Source organism: Dysgonomonas sp. Marseille-P4677, from assembly GCF_016652235.1.
Taxonomy (GTDB): domain Bacteria; phylum Bacteroidota; class Bacteroidia; order Bacteroidales; family Dysgonomonadaceae; genus Dysgonomonas.
The window spans coordinates 1-19,857 of record NZ_JAEPKU010000048.1; the positions used below are offsets into that span (position 1 = coordinate 1).

A 19,857-nucleotide genomic window follows, 5' to 3' on the forward strand; every position below is an offset into this window, starting at 1 on the left:
AATCCTTATATCTGCCCTCAATACTTAATTGAATATCTGCTGAATCCTTATTTGTGATAAGAATTGAATTCTCATCTATCTTTTTATATTTTATCGGATACGATTTCCCATCTTTCTTAGCCAATACTTGTATATTCTTTGTATTTAAACTATGATTAACCTTTATTCTATTCTCTTTATCCAATGTTACATTCTGACTAAATCTACGTCTTTCCGGCTCTTTCTTCTCTTTTTCACGGGCTCTCTGACTAGGAGACTGATTACGTCTTTTTCCATCAAACCGTTCATTAACTTTTTTAAGATAGCTCCACTTATTATATAGGGAGGTCATATTAAAGCGGTTAGTAAGCTCCAGTGTCATATTATTACTAATGGTATTACCTATCTCCACACTATCGACTCTTGCCCCACGATCCCACTGATATCCACTTATATAACTAGCATTAGATGTAATCCAATCCATTGCGGGAATCGATTTGAATGGTAGCTGGTAGGTCATATTCACTACCTGACGATATGATAACGGATCGCCCAAGCTACGCAGACTGCGCATTACAGCATCTTTCCAAATATCATAGTCATCTCTGTTAGCTTTCTTATTCACTTGCAAATATGGCTCTTCGATTTCGGCTCTGGTTCCTGATTGGAACGAGAACCTCAAGTTTCGTGTAAAATCCCAATTGATTGAGAAATCTCTATCCCATAAAAATGACTGGCTCCATGATAAAAACTCGCTGTTATTATCTCCTCCCAATCTATAACTCTCTATATCACGTAATACAGTTTCAGTATAAAAGCGATTTATATTAGAATTGAAAGCAATATTACTAGGTAGATAATTGAAGCCAAGAGATTTTGCAAATTTAGCCGCACCATCTCTGCCTTTAACTTTTTTGAATGGCTCCCAGGTTTTAACTAATGGACTATAGGTATAATTGAACGTTGCTTTATAATTTTTAGCAATATCATATGTTGTGGTTGGATTTTTTGTTTCACTTTGGCTGTACGAATACCCCATACTAAAGTTAGCAGGATCGTATGGCATAGGGGTTTTGCTTTGTATATTTACTTTTACATTATTAACGCTAATACTCTTTGTGGTGGTTTTATCCTGAGCCAGACTCTTAATCGAGTCTTTTTCAGCTTTCGTATCCATAATACTAAGAGATTCTTTTAGAGTTACGTCCTGATCGAAAGGATCGTATTTCGGTGTTGTAGTCTGATTAGAATATGAATAATACAGAGGTAAGCTCACTTTCGCTTTCTCCGGGAAAAACTTACCTAACTCCACACTAGCCGCAACATTATAGGTATAATAATCGTCGGAACGCCTTTCCATCAGGCTCTGGTCTAAAGCTCCAAAGCCAACAGTTTCCTTCCTTCCTGAAAGATTAACCGTACCCAAATCAGAAAGAGCTACATTCAGACTACCCTGAGCAGCCCAGCCTCCCTCTTCATCAAAATCGGTCAGGCGAAGTTCGTTGATCCATATTTCTCCCGATTTTACTACCCTGGTATTGTTTCTTACACCAACCATTATCACATTCACTTCGGATAATGAAGGATTACCGATCACACTTACCTTATTATTCTTTTTTTCAGGATCATACTCATGATAAAGAGTTGTATATGAAACGGAAGAGCCTGCTTTTCGTTTCTCTCTATTACGATGTAGCTTTATATCCTTTAGTAATTCTAACGGAAAGTCAAACATATTTTCCGCAGGCCAAACTATAGCTCTGTCATTTGCACTATTCCCATAAGTACCAGATGGAGTTATTGTTAATGGAATCTCATACTCATAATAATTATTTTTATAATCAGACCCCAACCGTATAAAAACGGTAAGATCCCCTTTAGTCAATTTCTCTCCATTGATCAACTCCTCAGCATGAGTATATAATTGTAACCTTTTATAACGACGTAAATCATAAGACGTATTTTTATAAATAGCTCGGGCATCTCCCGGGTCCAGTTCTGTTATGCGCATAGATAAAGACTGCTCATTCTCTTTTGTCATCTGTGCCTGGTCAGGATCTGTCATACGACTCAGCCCCGGAGGTAAAACATAATTTACCGGTTTACGTTCCGAGTTCTCTTCTATATTTACAGTCGAAATATCAAGTTTTCCATTACCTGACACTTCATTATTTTTATTTAAGGTCGGTTCATAAACACGCCAATCACCACGTACTAACTGAAGCGTACCAAAACGAAGATATGTTGTTTGTTCAAAACCATGAAGGAACATCCTCATAAAACGGATACTCTTAAAGTCTTGGATATTGCCAATCTTTTTGTAGGCACTATTATTCCGAATAGGTATTTTAAACTGATACCATGTAACCTCACCGTCTGTTCCATCGCGGAGTGGTACCGAGACTTTCCTACTATCAACTATAAAGTTGTCTCCTCCAACATTCATCATATTGGGTTTAAGCTGTATTTTATACTGAAAATAAGATTCCGTTTCATTCAACGTATTATCCTGATCTATATCTTCTACATCGGGAACAGAACGGGCTGCTGTTGAATACTTTTCAGAGGTTTGATCTGTTGCAGGCGAATTACCTTCTGTATTGTTATAGTATTTATAACGATCTAAGATACCTACCTGATCACGATCATAGTCAGATCCCCTATAGAAGTGATATGTATCGCCTGCTGGATCATTTAGTGGAGAGAATGGATCATTAGCTAACTTTTGTCTAGCCGAGGCCGACAATTTGGCTTCATATTCTCTCAAATATTTCGCATAAGTTCCATAAGTGAATTCTTCTTCTGTACTAAGTCCATTGAGCCCTACGTCCTGTTTTTTACGAGCATCATGCCCTGAGTTATCATCGAAAGCATATACAGTCGACTGTCTTTTAGGCACTTTACCCCAAACCGTAGTATCGACCGCAGCAGGATCATCGTTAACCGGAAGTCCGTTTTCAAAAAATTTCCTCCCGTCTTTAAGTATATCCTCTGAAATTTCCCCCAGATTGATATATAAATCTCCTCCGGGATTAGGTACAGATGCTGTATCATTATATACAAAGGGGTCCATCAGCCAAAATTCCAGGTATTCTACATTCGAAGCTTCAAAATCTCTTACATCCATTTTACGGGTAATTCCACCCCAACGTTTTTGAGGATCACGCAATGTTCCGTCGGAGGTAATATTTGTAGCATCTAAATTATATGGCCCTCTTTCGATAGGATAAAATGATAAATTGAGAACAGGTAGTGTTGCCGACTCATTATATGCTACATCTCTATTCGGATATATTTCACGCATGTATATCTCTCGTACGAAATGATTAGATAGCTGAGTTTTGTCATCTTTAATATGGTTAGGTGTCAAAGAAGACCCCTTACGTGTAAATAATCCATCGATCATAAACCACGACAACATAGCCCGATTCATCCCATATCTGACATCGTTGCTATATGCCGCTTCCGGAAACAATGCATCTGCAGATCTATCATAAGGAGTAGATGCAAGAGTCCATGCATAAGGATTTTTTATATCAATTCTTGATTCGGACGATTCAAAATCATCAAGATAAGAGTAACCTCCCGATTCTTTATTTTGATAATGCCCCGGTATCATATGTGCAAACTCTGCATCGAAACTAATCTGAGAAGGTTGTGTCGCATCCACAAACGGCAATTTATCAACCAGATTAGTCAGCCACATCGACTCTGTTTTATATGAAGTATTTAATCCCCATAACGTATTTTTGACAGACTCATCTCCTATTGCAGTTTTCATTGTAAGCGGTTTCTCATAGTAATGCATAATAGTTCCACCTACATTGAAATTCTTTGAAATATCATAACTAAGATTCAGCCCCAATAAGGTTTTACGCTGCATACTAAATGTACGACCTTCGCTCGAGACCTGAATAGGTGTATTCGAATCTATAATATTTTGATTTATTATTGTGGCCTTACCCGATATATAATCCACAATATAATCTACCCCCTCTACTAATGTTACTCCCCCAGCCATCAATCGTACCGATCCTTCAGGTATATTAGTTCCATTCAAGTCTATCTCAGCATTATTAGCTCCTGATCCCCTATATGAACCATATAGTCTGAACTTATTTTTTTCTGCTATCTGACGAGCTACAGTCAATGTAGAATCATAAAGCTCCTGATAAACATATTTATCGGCTATCGCATTGCTACCTATTTTCTTTCTCAAGTGTTTACCAAATGGCTCTACAACAGGAAAAATAATTCGCCCATTCTGAGAATTCACTGTGTATCCTTCTACATAATCGAAAATACCATCTCCTGTATTTTCGGATGTTTTCACTTCATTATTTCTTGAATCGAGACGATCTAGATTCATAACCTCCAGCAATCTTTTATTTTTAATATTCCCTTCGGGTAAATAATTAAGGTACGTACCAACGGTATCCGACTGATACGATATATTCAGACGAAAGCGATCGGATTGTATGGAATTGTCACTCACTTTATACACATTCTTCATCATCAGATTCCATGTATAAGAACGTGGCGAAAGAGATACCGGCTTTAACAACTTAACATACAATGCGCCCGATTTTGGATTAGATGGATCATATTTATCAACAATATCTGTCGAAAATTCGCCGATCTGATATGTTGTACCTCTCATAGTATATTCAAAGGCTACAGCAAGTACCTCGTCTGCTTGTAATGCCGACGTTAGAGATATATAACCCAATTGGGGGCTTAAGGTATATTCCGAAGTGCTAAGCTGTCGCGCACTTTCTATTTTTTCATAATCTAACCCACCCTCTATGACACCATCAAACAATGCTGTTATTTTAGAAATATCTCTAGCCTCGGCATAATCACCGATCATATTGGCATATAGTGTATTGGCATTATTATATGGAGTCATGACAGATCCGCTACCTGTCCACATTGGATTTTTGATAACATTCGGCTCTGCCAAATCTGAGAAGCCCACTATATTACGTGACTGAGTAAAATCTTTCCTTTTATTCGTGACCCATACTTCAATACGAGTGATATTTACAGGCGACTGAATAAAAGGTAATTTACTCATTGCTTCGTCGTAATGATCGTGAAAGTAATGACCTAAGAAAAAATGTCTGTTTTCATCATACTGATCCGCTTTAAACTCGTATTCGTGAGTTTGAATACCTCCTTTCGAACTTGTGGTTTGAGTTTCCGACTCTTGCTGGGAGATAACTGTATTAACACGTAATTTTCCAAATTGGAGTTCGGCATTGATACCAAATAAAGCTGTCCCACCATTTATAAGCGAATTTGTAGTAGACATACTTACATTCCCCGCCTCAATATGTTTTATTATTTCATCTTCTTTCCCCTGATAACCTAATTTTAGTTTTTTAGAGTCAAAATCGAATAATGCCTTGGTATCATAATTCATGTCGAAGTTGATCTTATCTCCCACAGAAGCAGTAACCTTCATCTGTATATCTTCATTAAAGTCGAAAACTGTTTTGCTCCTATTACGTTCCGATAAAGTTGGATTATCAGTACTGTTATGCTTGATACCCATTGTAGCCTCTACATAACCTTGAGTTCTGACCTTGACACCACCCGGACCAAAAAGTTTCTCAGCAGGTCCTATATTTAGTTTTATATCTTTTAAAGAGAATTCATCGTTTGTATCCTCATTAGCATCTCCGCTTATTGTATTCCTTCCTCTAAAATACTTAGACATAGATTGTTTGAATGTATAATCCATGTATTCCTGAGGTGTGAGCGAAAAAGGTGTAGAGACTTCCTGATCTCCTACTTTAGTACGAAAAATATAAAGATTTGTATTGGGATCATATTCAACCGAAGTCTTTATATTAGAAGGATTTTTCAAGTCTGCGGGAGGATTATCCTTCAAATCTTGATAAGTTGTTATTTGCGTTTTCCGCACAGGAAAAAGAGGTACAGTATCTTCTAATCTGTACTGTATATCTTCCATAGGGGTAAACCAAGAAACTGTTTTGCCGGAAATACCGGAAAACAGGCTAAGCGAACCAATGAAAAGCGTAACTAAAAATAAATATTTAAAATATTTTTTCAATTCGAATTAAATGATTAAAGCATTTTTAATGCAGTCTTTATAATTTGTTCAACTGAATTATCCGGCTTATCTTTCAATATCTTAGCTACCACTTTTTGAGATGATTGTTGTGGAAAACCAAGCATAACAAGTGCAGCAACAGCCTCGTGTCCAGAAGTGTTAGTGGTAGAGAATACATCAACCTGCTCTATTCCATTAATTTTAACTTTATCTTTCAAGTCTACAATTACACGTTGAGCTGTCTTTAAACCAATACCTTTTACGGTTTTCAACATATCAGAATTACCTGATGCAATCACATTAGCCAATTCGGCTGTACTCATTGAAGACAACATCATACGTGCGGTACTTGCACCTATTCCGGAAACACTAATCAGCAACAAGAACAATTCACGTTCTTGCTTATCAAAAAAGCCGAAAAGCAAATGAGCATCTTCTCTTATAGCCTCATAAATATATAGTTGAACTTCTTTTTTACCTGATAAGTTTGTATAAGTATTAAGCGATATACTAATAAAATAGCCAATACCGTGATTTTCAAGTGTTACAGAAGCAGGAGTCAACTCCGTGATTTCTCCCTTTATATAATCAATCATAACCCTATTATTACACTAGTTAATTAATAACGATAAAATATAAAAAAAAGTATATTCGAGATAAGAACTTTCTATATACCATAGGTATTACTCATCTTTGAATTGGCGAGTAAAGATACAGTTTTTCAATTAGTTTTTATACCTTTGTTTATACCTATTATCAAAAAGGGAATATAAGATATGCAACTAAAGAAAGTTAAAAATCAAAAGAATACTTTATTTACAGACAGGGTCTCAATACGTCAATATGATAAATCTGTAAAAATTAGTAGAGAAGAGATGACAAACATTCTACAAGATGCTATGACCGCACCGTCTTCTTTCAATCTACAGCCTTGGCGCTTCTTCATTTTCGATACTAATGAAGGTAAGGAACTAATCAAACCATTTATGATGTTCAATCAAATGCAATGGGAAACCTCATCGGCACTTATTGCTATATATGGAGACATGGACAACTATTCTTCAGCAGACAAAGTATTATCGGCCAATGTGGAATTTAACCTAATAACCCAAGAATATAAGGATAAAATGTTGGAAATGATGACGAGCTATGGCGCTAGTTATACCGAAGATAGACTGAAGAACTCTATTTTCTTAGATTGTGGATTTATCATTATGCAGCTAATGCTATCTGCTAAAAACTACGGATATGATACAAATCCTATAGGTGGCTTTATGAGAAAAGAGTTGACAGAGACCTTAAAATTAGATCCCCAACGATATATTCCTATACTTCTTTTGTCAATAGGGAAAGCTTCCGAACAAGCAAAAGAGTCCGTCCGCTTTTCGGTCGAAGACATAACCCAGTGGAGATAAAATAACTACATTCTATAAACATTAAATATTTAAGTTATATGAGAAAAATCTTTTTTTCTATTTTATTATCAATAATAGCAATGACAACAATCCAAGCGCAGAATCCGTTTTTGACGGCGTACAAAACGCCTTACGATACCCCTCCGTTCAATAAGATAAAGAATGAGCATTACGAACCTGCTTTCGAAAAAGGGATGAAAGATCACTCAGCCGAGATTAACAAAATAGTTATGATAAGGGCTGTTCCTACTTTTGAGAATACAATTCTTCCTCTCGAAGAATCGGGGAAGTTATTATCGCGCGTATCATCCGTATTCTTCAATTTATTGAGTGCAGAAAGTAATGACGAGATGCTTGAAATCGCACAAAGAGTACAACCTAAGCTTTCGGCACATTCGAATGAAATAAATCTCAACGAAGGATTATTCCAAAAGGTAAAGGCTGTTTATGAAAAGCGTTTTGATTCAAATTTAGCGCCTGAACAAATACGACTAATTGAACAAACATATCAAGGCTTCGAAAACAGAGGAGCTACACTGACAGGTAAAGACAGAGATACATACAAAGAACTATCATCGAAATTGAGTCAGTTAACATTAACTTTTAGTCAGAATGCATTGAAAGAAAACAATAAGTACGAGATGCTTTTGACCAACAAAGAAGAACTGGAAGGTCTTCCTCAGATAGCGATAGATGCAGCCGCTGCAAAAGCACAACAAAAAGGAAAAGAAGGCTGGATTTTTGATTTGTCTGCTCCAAGCTATATTGCTTTCATGAAGTATTCTTCACGTCGTGATCTTCGTGAGAAATTATATAAAGCATACACTACACAATGTGTAGCTGGAGGAGAATTTGACAATCAGAATAACGTAAGGGAAATTGCCAAAACCCGTATGGAAATCGCCAACCTATTAGGTTATTCAGATTATGCGACATACGTATTACGCAATAAAATGGCCAAAGACAAAAAACATGTCTATGATCTTCTCGACAATTTATTTAATGCATATAGTAAAGCTGCCCGTGAAGATGTGAAGATGGTGGAAGGCTTTGCTGTAGGTATGGAGGGTAAAGCCATAGACCTACAACCGTGGGATTGGTCATATTATTCAGAGAAGCTAAAAGATGCGAAATATAATGTTAGCGATGAGCTGGTTCGTCCTTATTTTGAACTTGAAAATGTAAAAAAAGGTGTATTTGGACTAGCTACTGACTTATATGGTATAACATTCCGAAAGAACACAAAAGTACCTGTTTACCACAGTGAGGTAGAAGCCTTTGACGTTTTGGACGAAAAAGGTAATTTCTTAGCTGTCTTATATACCGACTTTCATCCACGTAAAGGGAAAAGACAAGGTGCATGGATGACCGAATTTAAAGGACAATATGTAGAAAAAGGTAAAGATTCACGTCCTCATGTGCTTATTGTTATGAATTTCACTCGTCCTACGGGAAACGATCCGGCATTGCTTACATTTGACGAAGTAGAAACATTCTTACACGAATTTGGACACGCATTACATGGTATACTTACAAAATGCACCTATGAAACCTTGTCGGGAACTAACGTACTACACGATTTTGTTGAGCTTCCATCTCAAATAATGGAAAATTGGTTGACTGAAAAAGAATATCTCGATAAATTTGCTGTACACTACAAGACAGGAGAGAAAATTTCAGCTGAATTAGTTCAAAAACTAGTAGATGCTGCAAATTACAATGCAGGTTACCTATGCTATCGCCAATTATCTTTCGGATACCTTGATATGGCATGGCATACATTAACTCAACCATATACAGGAGATGTCATCGCATTTGAACGTAAGGCTATGGACAAGACAGCCATGTTGCCTCTTGTAGATGGAAGCGCAATGTCTACTTCTTTCGGACACATCTTCTCTGGTGGGTATGCTGCTGGATATTATGGTTATAAATGGGCTGAAGTGTTAGACGCTGATGCATATGCTAAGTTTAAAGAAACTGGAATTTTCAATAAAGAAACTGCAGAATCGTTCCGTAAAAATATTCTTGAAAAAGGTAATACAGAAGAACCGATGAGTCTCTATGTTAAATTTAGAGGACAAGAACCTACTGTAGATGCTCTTTTGAAAAGAAACGGTATAAAGAAATAATTATCTATTATCGGTATTTGAACGATTACTTCCACGATGGTGGAAGTAATCGTTTTTTTATATAAAAATATTAGGATATATAACAACGCTCACTAAAGACTTGATCTTTTATTATCTTAATTGACAAAATAATAAGGTTGACACAAGTAAAAGACGATTATTGAAAATGATTTTATTACTTTTGCAGTTCAATAAAAATAAAGTAATGCACATATATGATCTTTGCTGCGCCGGACACATCACATTAGATAAGGTAGTGACCCCTAAGAAAACGGTACATATGCCCGGAGGTACAGCGTTTTATTTTTCTCATGCCATTAGGCGTTTTAGTGATATAGACTTCAAACTGGTAACAGCTTTGGCTGAATCGGAAATGGCAGTAGTCGACGATTTGCGTACAAAAGGTATAGATGTAGATGTAATGCCTAGCCGACATTCGGTTTATTTCGAAAACATTTACGGAGAAAATCAAGATAACAGGACACAGCGCGTATTGGCTAAAGCCGATCCTTTTAATGTAGAAGCATTCAAAGATATTGATGCTAAAATATTCTTATTAGGAGCTTTACTCGCTGATGACTTTCCTTTAGAGTTGGTAAAGACATTATCTAAAAAGGGACGCATCGCTGTAGATTCTCAAGGCTATTTACGTGAGGTTAGAGATCAGAATGTTTATCCGATAGATTGGAAAAATAAACTCGAAACTCTCAAATATGTAGACATACTGAAAGTCAACGATCAGGAAATGGAAGTTCTGACTGGCTTGAAAGATATAAAAAAGGCTGCTAAACAGCTTCATGATTGGGGTGTGAAAGAGGTGCTCGTTACACTAGGTAGCCTTGGTTCTGTGATTTATGATGGAAATGAGTTTTGCAAGATTCCGGCATACAAACCAACAGAGGTCGTTGATGCTACCGGCTGTGGGGACACTTACGTAACAGGCTATTTATACAAACGAGCCAAAGGCGCCAGTATAGAAGAAGCAGGTAAGTTTGCTGCGGCTATGGCGACTATTAAAATTGAAGGCTCAGGACCTTTCAGTGGAACAAAAGAAGATGTAGAGAGCAGAATATGCACAGCTAAACAACAAGTTCCCGTATTATAAAAAATTATCACTTCGATAAAAAAGATATACAGAAAAGGGTGAAGATAATCTTCACCCTTTTATATTTTAATACTAAAGTATTAGCCTTCTATCTTCTCAATGTCTTACCAAATGCAGCAATAGCAATTATCAGTGCACCCAAAAGCCCAACTGTCAAATATGCCCATTCTAATCCATATTGATCTGATATCGCTCCCACTAATAGTGGTGCAACTAAAGGACCTACAAAACTTATACTCGACATTATTGTCAAAGCTGTACCAACCGGAGTTTTAGCCTTATCGCCCACGATACTGTATAATGTTGGCACAACACAGGATATCCCTAATCCGATAAGCATAAAACCAATCGAATTTATAATAACTTTTATTATTAAGGTATCTGAATAATGTATAAAAAGTGATGATGTTATAAAACCAATAAGTATTAAAGCACCAGCTATTTGTAAAACTGTATTCTTCTGCCATATACGATAAGCATAATTAGTAAGCATACGACCAGAAAACATCATAATCATAAATACCAGAAAACCAACTTGCAATGATTCAGGAGCCTTTATTACCGATTGAAAATATACATCACTCCATTCAAACATTGTATTCTCTACTATCAGTGCAAGCAACCATACTAATCCTAATTGGATAAGAAGAGTTTCCGGCATACGAAGTTTCTTTGCTTTGGGTTGTTCTACCACTTCCTCTTTCACATCTTCTGCTGAAGTAGAAGATTGTTCCTGCAGATACTTATAGTTGATAAGAATCATAATCAAAGCTAGAACCGTCATCCCCATAAAATGATAGAATGTACCAATACCTAAGTTGATCATCCCATAACCGATCAAAGCCCCAATACATGCTGCAAGACTCCAACTGGCATGGAATGTCGCAATAATAGGTCGTCCGTAAATACGTTCAACCTCAATAGCCTGTGTATTAAGTGAAATATCTGTCATATTCCAAAATACTCCAAATAAAAACATTGTTATGCCTAATCCTGTTACTCCAGGCACAAGACTAACTATAAATAATGAGAGGGTATAACCTACAATACTTATAAACACCGTTTTCTTACTACCAATACGGGGTAACAAGAAACCTACAAGTGGAATTGCAATAAACTTTCCTATAGGAATAAGAAACATAAGAAGTCCATAATGCAAATAACTTTCGACATTAAAATCTTTCTTAATATCCGGTAAGCGGCTAGCCCAACTAGCGAAACATAATCCTTGTGCTATAAAAAGCGCCATAACGGCATAGCGTATTCGCTGCTTGGAGTAAGTGGAGGGCAGAATTTCTGTCATTTTTTTCATTTTAAATTAAAACGATGCAAAGATAAAGCCTTTGATGCAGAATCAAGTCATGTCTGACAAATATTTATCTATTATCTCAACATAAAGACGCAATATCTTTCACGCTAAGAATCTTATTATTAGTTCAAAATGTTGGGGATTACTAAAGTTTTAGTATTTTTGTCGCAAAAAAAAATCCAGAACAAATAACACACTTGACACATTATTTTATTGATCTTCATGAAACACATTTGCAGAAGCTTGCCCATTCTCCTACTAATAATACTAACCGTATGCTGTAAAAAGAAAGAGCATACCAAAATTAGTGAATCTGAAAAGAAAGAGGTAATCCAGTCAAAATTTGCTAAAAATTATCCTGACTTTGATTTTAAAGTCTTACAAGATTCACTGTTGGTTACAGTCTATAGTGACTCAATACTTACCCCTTATTACATTACAACGGAAAATACTCCTGCATGGATACACGATACTTTAGATGTTAAGAACTTAAATAGACTTGTGGAGATACTGAATAGCGTTAATGAACATGGGTTAAACCCTGATCTATTTTCTGCGACGTATATTAAATCTATTACAGATTCTATTGACTCGGGCAGTTACATTAATAAAATTGACACATTGTATTCACGGATAGCAACGTTAGAGAAAGTAGCAACAAAGGCCGCTATTAAATATATCTCAGGGATGAAATATGGATTTTTAAATCCAAAGAAACTATATGGAACAGATTATGATATTACTATAGCCACTCCCGATTCGGCTTTCTATGCTAATCTATATGATGAGATAAAAAAAGATCCTATAGAGGCTATGTTAAACTCTCAACCAACAGATCATATATACTTAAGGTTGAGAGAAGAATATCATTTATTAGAAGGAAAAAAAGAAGAAAACTTTAAAAAAATAGAATCAGGAAATGCGACTTTTAAAGTTGGTGATAAGAACAAGCACATTTCAGCCATCGCAGAGAGATTAATTATGACAGGCGAATACCTTCCTGATTCTACATCGACCGATAGTACTCACAATAAACTAAATAATGAATTATTAGCGGCTATAAACACATTCAGACGACACAATTCCTATCCCGAGGAACTAGAAGTTGGAAAACTAACCATAGATGCATTGAACAGACCTTTCGAATATTATCAAGAAAAAATATGTATCAATATGGAACGTTATCGTTGGAAACGAACGAAGTCCAAACACAATAAACACATTGAAGTTAATGTAGCTTCGGCAATGCTTTTAGCAGATCAAGCCGACAACGATAGCCTTTCTCTGATTTCTAGAGTATGCGTAGGTTCGATAAGAAATAAAACACCTCTATTACAAAGTGATATAAGCTATATAAATCTGAACCCTTATTGGAATGTACCCAGAAGTATAGCTCAAAACGAAGTGGTTATATTACAAAAAAAGGATCCTACCTATATTGAACGACACAATATGAAACTCTTCAAAGGGGGAAAAGAAGTAGATCCATCCTCTATTGATTGGAAGGAAGTAAATCCTAGCAAATTCTCCTATATTATAAGACAGGAACCCGGAGGAGGGAACTCGCTTGGCTTAGTCAAGTTTATGTTTAACAACGCATTCTCTGTATATCTGCATGATACGCCAAGCAAAGCAGCATTTGGACGAAAAAATAGAGCAGTAAGCCACGGTTGTATAAGGGTACAAAAACCTTTCGACTTAGTATTCTTCTGCACTGCTCCTGCGACAGAACTTTTTAAAGATCAATTTTATCACAGTATAGATAAAACACCGATTTCAGAAAAAGGTAAAAAACTTTTAAAAGAAGATAAATTAAAGAAACTCCCAAATATCATTAATATAGATAAAGAAAACCAAATATCATTATTTATCGATTATTACACTGTATATATGTATCCTAATGACAGTGCTTTGTATTATGCCGATGATGTATATGAATACGATACTCCTATATTAACTGAACTAGGTCTGAATAAATATCCATAAAATAAAAAAGGAAGTGTAACACTTCCTTTTTTATTTTTCATCGAAAAAATCGGCTGCTCTCTTACTTAGATCATGAGCGCTTTTCCGTGCCTTATCTGCAAAATCATCGACTTTATCCACTAACTTATCGGTATAGCTCTGAGTCTGTTTAGAGACATTTCCAAATAAGATTTTAGCTTTCTTCAAGAAATCTTCAGTTTTTCCTTTAAAGAATTTCTCCCAATCAATATCCAAACCTTCTTTATCCATATGATCCTTCATCACCGAGATAGATTTGATTGCCTCATCTTCTGTCAGTCCAACCTCTGTTTGAAGTCTTTTTATTAGTTCGTCTATCATAATAGCTTTTATTTAACTTGTGATTCTAATTGTAAAACAAAAAGTTAGCACAAAAGGTTTGATGATATTATATAAAGTTTTCGAAACTACTTAAAAACCTCTTCTAAAATCGGAATCCTAAAGAAACGAAGACATTACGGTTTTTCAAATTACGACCTTCATCCGATACATTATGAAGCCCATATTCATAACCACAATTTATAGTATATATGTCATATATCAAACCTACTTTTGCAATACCTCCATAATCGAAACGATTCCACCTTTTAAAATCAAAAGTATTAGTTTCTGAGTATGGTAAAGTTATAGCTGTACCATCTACCTTTCCATTTATAATTGTTTCTGCATACCCCTGCTGCCTGTGTTTACCTTTAAACCCATAAGCTACATACAAACCGGCATTGATATTGACAGCAAGATGGCTATTTAAATACACCTCATAACCTATACACAAAGGAACTTGAATATAATCGGCCGCAGTATTGAAAACAGAATCACCCCTGACCACAACTTCTGCCGCAGTGTTTGACGTATCTAATCTATCTATATGTTGTTTCAAGCCTCTTTTGGTCACAAAGATTCCGGTTTGAACCTGTATATTGCTAAAAATTTTATAATTGAAGTTTGCCCCAACCTGCATACCCAGCTTTAACTCTTTATACATATTAGCGCCTTCAATATCCATCTGTGCAAAATTCAGCCCTAAATGAACATCGGACGTAAAACGTTTTTTTTGTGTTTGTCCTGCAGCTTCAAAAGAAACGTATATTAGTAAAAAGGCAAGCAAAAATATTTTTAAAATTGTTCTCATAAAGTTTATATCGTAGATGCCACAAAGTTATAAGAATTAATTATATAATAAACTAAACATTTTATTTTCGTCAAAAATTTCATTTGCTATCGTTTGTAGCTGAGCAGCTGTTATAGATTCTATTTTGGCAAAGATTTCTTCCAATGTATTAAAATCGTTATAATGTAAATAGCTCTTTCCTAATGACAAAGCTAAATTTTCATGATTATCATTCATTACTCCTATTTGCCCTATCATTTGTTTTTTTGCTATCGATAGTTGAGAGGTAGTAAGTGGTTCGTTTCTTAATCTTTTCAGCTCTTTGTACACCAAATCTATACATTTATCCGCATTACGCTTATCACAGCCAAAATAAATAGAAAGAATTCCTACATCAGTATAAGCTGTAACCGTAGAATCCACAGTATATACATACCCTCGTTTTTCGCGAAGAGAAATATTCAAACGGCTGTTCATCCCTGGGCCTCCCAATATATTATTCAGAAGACTCAAAGCTCTACGATTAGGATCGTATAAAGAGTAAGAACGACAACCTATAAGAGCATGTGTTTGAGTGGTATCTTTCTGTATTTTCTCTTTTACAGGCTGGATGAAGGTAGGCTGAATGCGTTGTTTTTGTTCTGCTATTGGGGTCAATTCGGACAAATATTTTTCAGCGTAGTATACAATTTTCTTAAAATTTGTTCTACCCAAAGAAAAGAATACCATATTGGATGGTACATAGAATCTATCTACAAAAGACTTTGCTTTGCAAGTATCAAAAGATGAGAGTGACTCTGGATTACCTAATATATTATGTCCTATCTGCGAATTGGAAAAAACTAAATTCTCAAATTCATCAAAAATCAATTCAGATGGACTGTCTTCATATGAGTGTATTTCATCTATAATAACCTCAACTTCTTTATCTATTTCATATTGAGGAAACTCTGAATTAAAAGTCATATCAGCCAACAACTCAAAGGCACGGGCGAAATGCTGTTCAAGAAAAACAGAATAAACAACAGTTTCTTCTTTATTTGTATAAGCATTCAATTCACCTCCTACGCTGTCCATCCTATTGATAATATGATGAGAGCGTCTTTTCTTGGTACCTTTAAACAACATGTGCTCAACAAAATGAGCCATACCATGTTCATCGGACAATTCGTCCCGCGTACCTCCATTTACTATAAAACCGCAATAAGACACATTGCTTTCTATGGGCTTATGTACTATACGAAGTCCATTAGATAATGTATGAGAATAATAGTTGATCATTTTTTCATATAATGTGCCCGTTCTTCGGGTGTGAATTTTTCAATTGAATAACGCAACATTGTCCGGGGCATTTTTTTATTATAAATATCAAGAAATCGACAGAGCCTGTCTTTATCCTTTTTGCCTGCCTCTCGAAGCATCCAACCGATAGCTTTGTGCATCAAGTCGTGTTTATGATCCAACAACTTTTGGGAAAGGGCAAATATATCATCTAAATCACCCTTTTTTATAAATGCAAATGTGGACAGAATAGCTATTCGCTGGTCCCAAAGTAAAGTACTTTCTGCCAGACGATAAAGTATAGAGCGATCTTTATCGATAAGATACTCCCCTACTATATCTTTTGCACTAAGATCTACTAAATCCCAGTTATTTATACGGGTTGTTTTCGATAGATAAAAGTCAAAGATTTCCTTTCTCGCATCCCCTTTCGTCTTTTTGAATCTTTCGACTAACATCAATAAAGCACAAAGACGGCATTCGTGATATTCATTATCTAATAGTTTAGTTATCTCATTATATGAAATATCCTTATATTTTCTTGCAACTTTACGCGTATCAGGAACTATTACTCCAATAAATTTATCACCTTCGCCGTATTGTCCCTTTCCTGTTTTAAAAAAGTACGGCAGAAACTCCTTCTTTTCGGGAGTGGAATATGTTTCTAATTCTTTGTATATATCAGCAGCAGTCATATTAGCATTGATACCATATTAAGTTTTAACTAAAAGGTAACAAAGGTAACACTTTTGATCTGTTTTATATTGTTACTTTTATCTATTCTTTGAGCGTATACTCTTCTTTGTAGCAACCATATAAAAAGGTTACAATAGTTACATATAAAATAGTGTTTTCATAATCATATATATCATAAAGCTTAAACGGCACACTGCTGAAACTATTACCTTATAGATAAATTCCCTATATACCTATAAAAAAACGATAGAGTCAATAATGAGTTGCTCTATCGTTTTATTATATCTATTAATTACCTAGCAGATAAAGAGAATCAAATTATTTTAATTTCCATTCAGTACCATCTTTTCCATCTTTGATATCGAATCCGGCCTCAGATAATTTATTTCTTATCTGATCGGAAGTAGCCCAATCTTTATTTTCTTTTGCTTTTTGACGAATATCAAGAAGTAAATCTATAGCTTTAGAAAAAGCTTCATTATTGCTACTATTTCCTATTGAGGAATCGTTACGAATACCTAGGATAGAGAATAGGAATGTATCGAATATTCCTTTCAACTCAACAACATCTTCTGTCGTCAATTTTACTTTATCTGCAACAGCCGAATTAATAATTGCAGCCGCTTCACTCAAATTAGCTATTACTATAGCTGAATTTAAATCGTCATTTAATGCATCATAACATTTTTGACGAATGTCCTGTACTTTCACAGATGAAGATTCGGAAACTACGATCTTGTCTAATCTGGCATATGCATCCAATAACCGCGAAAGGCCTTTCTCTGCAGCTTGTAAAGCCTCATTACTAAAATCTACAGTACTACGATAATGAGCCTGAAGAATGAAAAAACGAACGGTCATCGGACTATATGCCTTTTCTAATAATTCGTGATCGCCCGCAAAAAGCTGCTCTAAGGTTATAAAATTACCCAACGAACGAGCCATCTTTTGACCTGCGATTGTAATCATATTATTATGCATCCAGTATTTTACAACCTGATGTTTTTCCATTGCTGTGTTTTGTGCAATCTCACACTCATGATGCGGAAACATCAAATCCAAGCCACCGCCATGTATATCAAATTCCTTTCCTAAATACTTTATACTCATTGTGGAACATTCCAGATGCCAACCGGGAAAACCGTCACTCCAAGGAGAAGGCCAACGCATAATATGCTCAGGAGAAGCTTTTTTCCACAGTGCGAAATCGACTTTACTGCGTTTTTCTTCCTGCCCGTCAAGATCACGCGTCGTATTGAGCATTTCCTCTATATTTCTGTGAGAAAGAATACCATAGTCATAATCTTTATTATATTTTTCTACATCAAAATAAACCGAGCCATTACTTTCATAAGCATAGCCGTTTTTCAGTATCTCTTTTATCGATTCAATCTGTTCTATAATATGCCCCGATGCATGAGGTTCGATAGAAGGAGGCAATGTATTCAGGTCGTTCATTACTTTATGATACCTGTTACTATAATATTGGACTACCTCCATTGGCTCTAACTGCTCCAACCGTGCTTTCTTTGCAATCCGATCTTCGCCACTACCCTCTTCATTTTCAAGATGCCCTACATCTGTTATATTCCTTACATATCGTACTTTATATCCTATATGCTGCAAATATCTGAATAATAAATCGAACGTCACACCATGACGTGCATGTCCCAAATGAGCATCGCTATAAACTGTTGGTCCACATACATACATCCCTACATGAGGAGCATGAAGTGGTTCGAATATTTCTTTTGTACGTGTAAGAGTATTATAGATAGATAGTTTTTGTTCCATAATTAGGGTCAAATTTTAGAAGTACAAAAGTAAGAAATTAGTTTGGCATCTGAAAGAACTAATCCACCTAGCTTTAGCGAACAAATATCCACTCTTTATCATCCGACAATTGTGGAGCAAAAGTATAACCTTCAGTATCGAATCCTTTTAGATGTTCAATATCTGTCAGTTGATTCTGGATTATAAAACGTGTCATCATTCCTCTTGCCTTCTTTGCATATACCACTATTTGTTTATAGCCTTTATCAGTATGTTGTTTAAAGATAGGTGTTATTACTTTATGGCCTTTTGGTAATAGCTTCCTGTCAACTGCTTTTGCATACTCTTTCGAAGCTAGATTTATCCATACATTATCGTCAGCTTTCATCTGTTTCGCCAAATATTTACTTATGGTTTCACGCCAAAAAGCATAAAGGTCCTTTCCCTTATTATTAGCCAAAGGGATTTGCATTTCCAATCTATATGGTTTAATCAAATCCAAAGGGCGAAGCACCCCATACAATCCTGATATATGAACCAGATGCTTTTGAGCAAACTCCCATTCTTTTTCTGAGAATGTTTTAGCGTCCAATCCTTGATAAGCAATGCCATTATATGCAAGAGCAGCTTGCCGTTGAGGCGTTTTACCAAGCGGGTAGGCATGAATATACTGATACACATTATGTGCCAGCTGCGGATTGATATTCATCAATGACGCTATTTCACCAGCATCTATACCTTCCATAGATTTATACAACTCTCTCGCTTCTTTTGCATATAATGGAGTGGTAGCTTCAACCGAAGGTATCGGTGACTCAAAATCCTGCAGTTTGGCAGGTGACATGGTTATTATCATATTTTATAATCTTTATTGTACATCGTATTTACACAAATATAAGAACTGATACATGATAAACAAAGTTCATAGTAGGAATATTTATTTCTATCTTGCAAAAGAAATATCAGACCTTCT

At 35.7% G+C, this 19,857-nt stretch carries 13 protein-coding genes; 4 read left to right on the plus strand and 9 right to left on the minus strand.

Annotated elements, in window-relative coordinates:
• Both sprA and ruvA read right to left on the minus strand, forming a co-directional pair.
• On the minus strand, positions 1-6,058 hold a 6,058-nt coding region (gene sprA / locus JGH11_RS09910; protein ID WP_236263949.1), incomplete at its 3' end, for a cell surface protein SprA.
• A 14-nt stretch (positions 6,059-6,072) separates the two neighbouring features.
• Entirely contained in the window at positions 6,073-6,654 is a 582-nt protein-coding gene (ruvA, locus tag JGH11_RS09915; protein WP_201111428.1) for a Holliday junction branch migration protein RuvA, read from the minus strand.
• A 180-nt stretch (positions 6,655-6,834) separates the two neighbouring features.
• Here ruvA and JGH11_RS09920 point away from each other — a divergent pair, with 180 nt between their 5' ends.
• The 3 genes from JGH11_RS09920 (at position 6,835) to JGH11_RS09930 (ending at position 10,710) form a co-directional block, all read left to right on the plus strand.
• A complete protein-coding gene (locus JGH11_RS09920; RefSeq protein WP_201111429.1) occupies positions 6,835-7,473 on the plus strand; it encodes a nitroreductase family protein in 639 nt (212 codons plus the stop codon).
• A 38-nt stretch (positions 7,474-7,511) separates the two neighbouring features.
• Complete coding sequence (locus JGH11_RS09925; protein WP_201111430.1) at positions 7,512-9,605, plus strand: M3 family metallopeptidase; 2,094 nt, start codon at positions 7,512-7,514, stop codon at positions 9,603-9,605.
• A 205-nt stretch (positions 9,606-9,810) separates the two neighbouring features.
• On the plus strand, positions 9,811-10,710 hold the full coding sequence (locus JGH11_RS09930) for a PfkB family carbohydrate kinase (RefSeq protein WP_201111431.1): 900 nt from the start codon (positions 9,811-9,813) through the stop codon (positions 10,708-10,710).
• Between the two features lie 88 nt (positions 10,711-10,798).
• Here JGH11_RS09930 and JGH11_RS09935 read toward each other — a convergent pair whose 3' ends face one another.
• Entirely contained in the window at positions 10,799-12,013 is a 1,215-nt protein-coding gene (locus JGH11_RS09935) for an MFS transporter (protein WP_201111432.1), read from the minus strand.
• A 228-nt stretch (positions 12,014-12,241) separates the two neighbouring features.
• Between JGH11_RS09935 and JGH11_RS09940 the strand changes: the two genes are divergently transcribed.
• Positions 12,242-14,005, plus strand: a complete 1,764-nt coding sequence (locus JGH11_RS09940; RefSeq protein WP_201111433.1) for a L,D-transpeptidase family protein — start codon at positions 12,242-12,244, stop codon at positions 14,003-14,005.
• 30 nt (positions 14,006-14,035) lie between these two features.
• Here the strand turns inward: JGH11_RS09940 and JGH11_RS09945 are convergent, their stop codons facing one another.
• The 6 genes from JGH11_RS09945 to yaaA form a co-directional block, all read right to left on the minus strand.
• On the minus strand, positions 14,036-14,344 hold the full coding sequence (locus tag JGH11_RS09945; protein ID WP_201111434.1) for a hypothetical protein: 309 nt from the start codon (positions 14,342-14,344) through the stop codon (positions 14,036-14,038).
• Positions 14,345-14,447: 103 nt separating this feature from the next.
• Entirely contained in the window at positions 14,448-15,155 is a 708-nt protein-coding gene (locus tag JGH11_RS09950) for a porin family protein (RefSeq protein ID WP_201111435.1), read from the minus strand.
• 36 nt (positions 15,156-15,191) lie between these two features.
• Positions 15,192-16,415 carry a pitrilysin family protein gene (locus JGH11_RS09955; RefSeq protein WP_201111436.1) on the minus strand — a complete coding sequence of 408 codons (1,224 nt, stop codon included), beginning with the start codon at positions 16,413-16,415 and terminating at the stop codon, positions 15,192-15,194.
• The gene (locus tag JGH11_RS09960) at positions 16,412-17,110 is read right to left on the minus strand and encodes a DNA alkylation repair protein (RefSeq protein WP_201111437.1); all 699 of its coding nucleotides are present in this window, start codon (positions 17,108-17,110) and stop codon (positions 16,412-16,414) included. Before JGH11_RS09960 ends, JGH11_RS09955 begins: the two co-directional genes overlap by 4 nt.
• Before the next feature lie 319 nt (positions 17,111-17,429).
• Complete coding sequence (gene cysS, locus JGH11_RS09965) at positions 17,430-18,905, minus strand: cysteine--tRNA ligase (RefSeq protein WP_201111438.1); 1,476 nt, start codon at positions 18,903-18,905, stop codon at positions 17,430-17,432.
• Between the two features lie 73 nt (positions 18,906-18,978).
• Positions 18,979-19,740, minus strand: coding sequence for a peroxide stress protein YaaA (yaaA, locus tag JGH11_RS09970; protein WP_201111439.1), 762 nt, complete (start codon positions 19,738-19,740; stop codon positions 18,979-18,981).
• Positions 19,741-19,857: the final 117 nt, after the last annotated feature.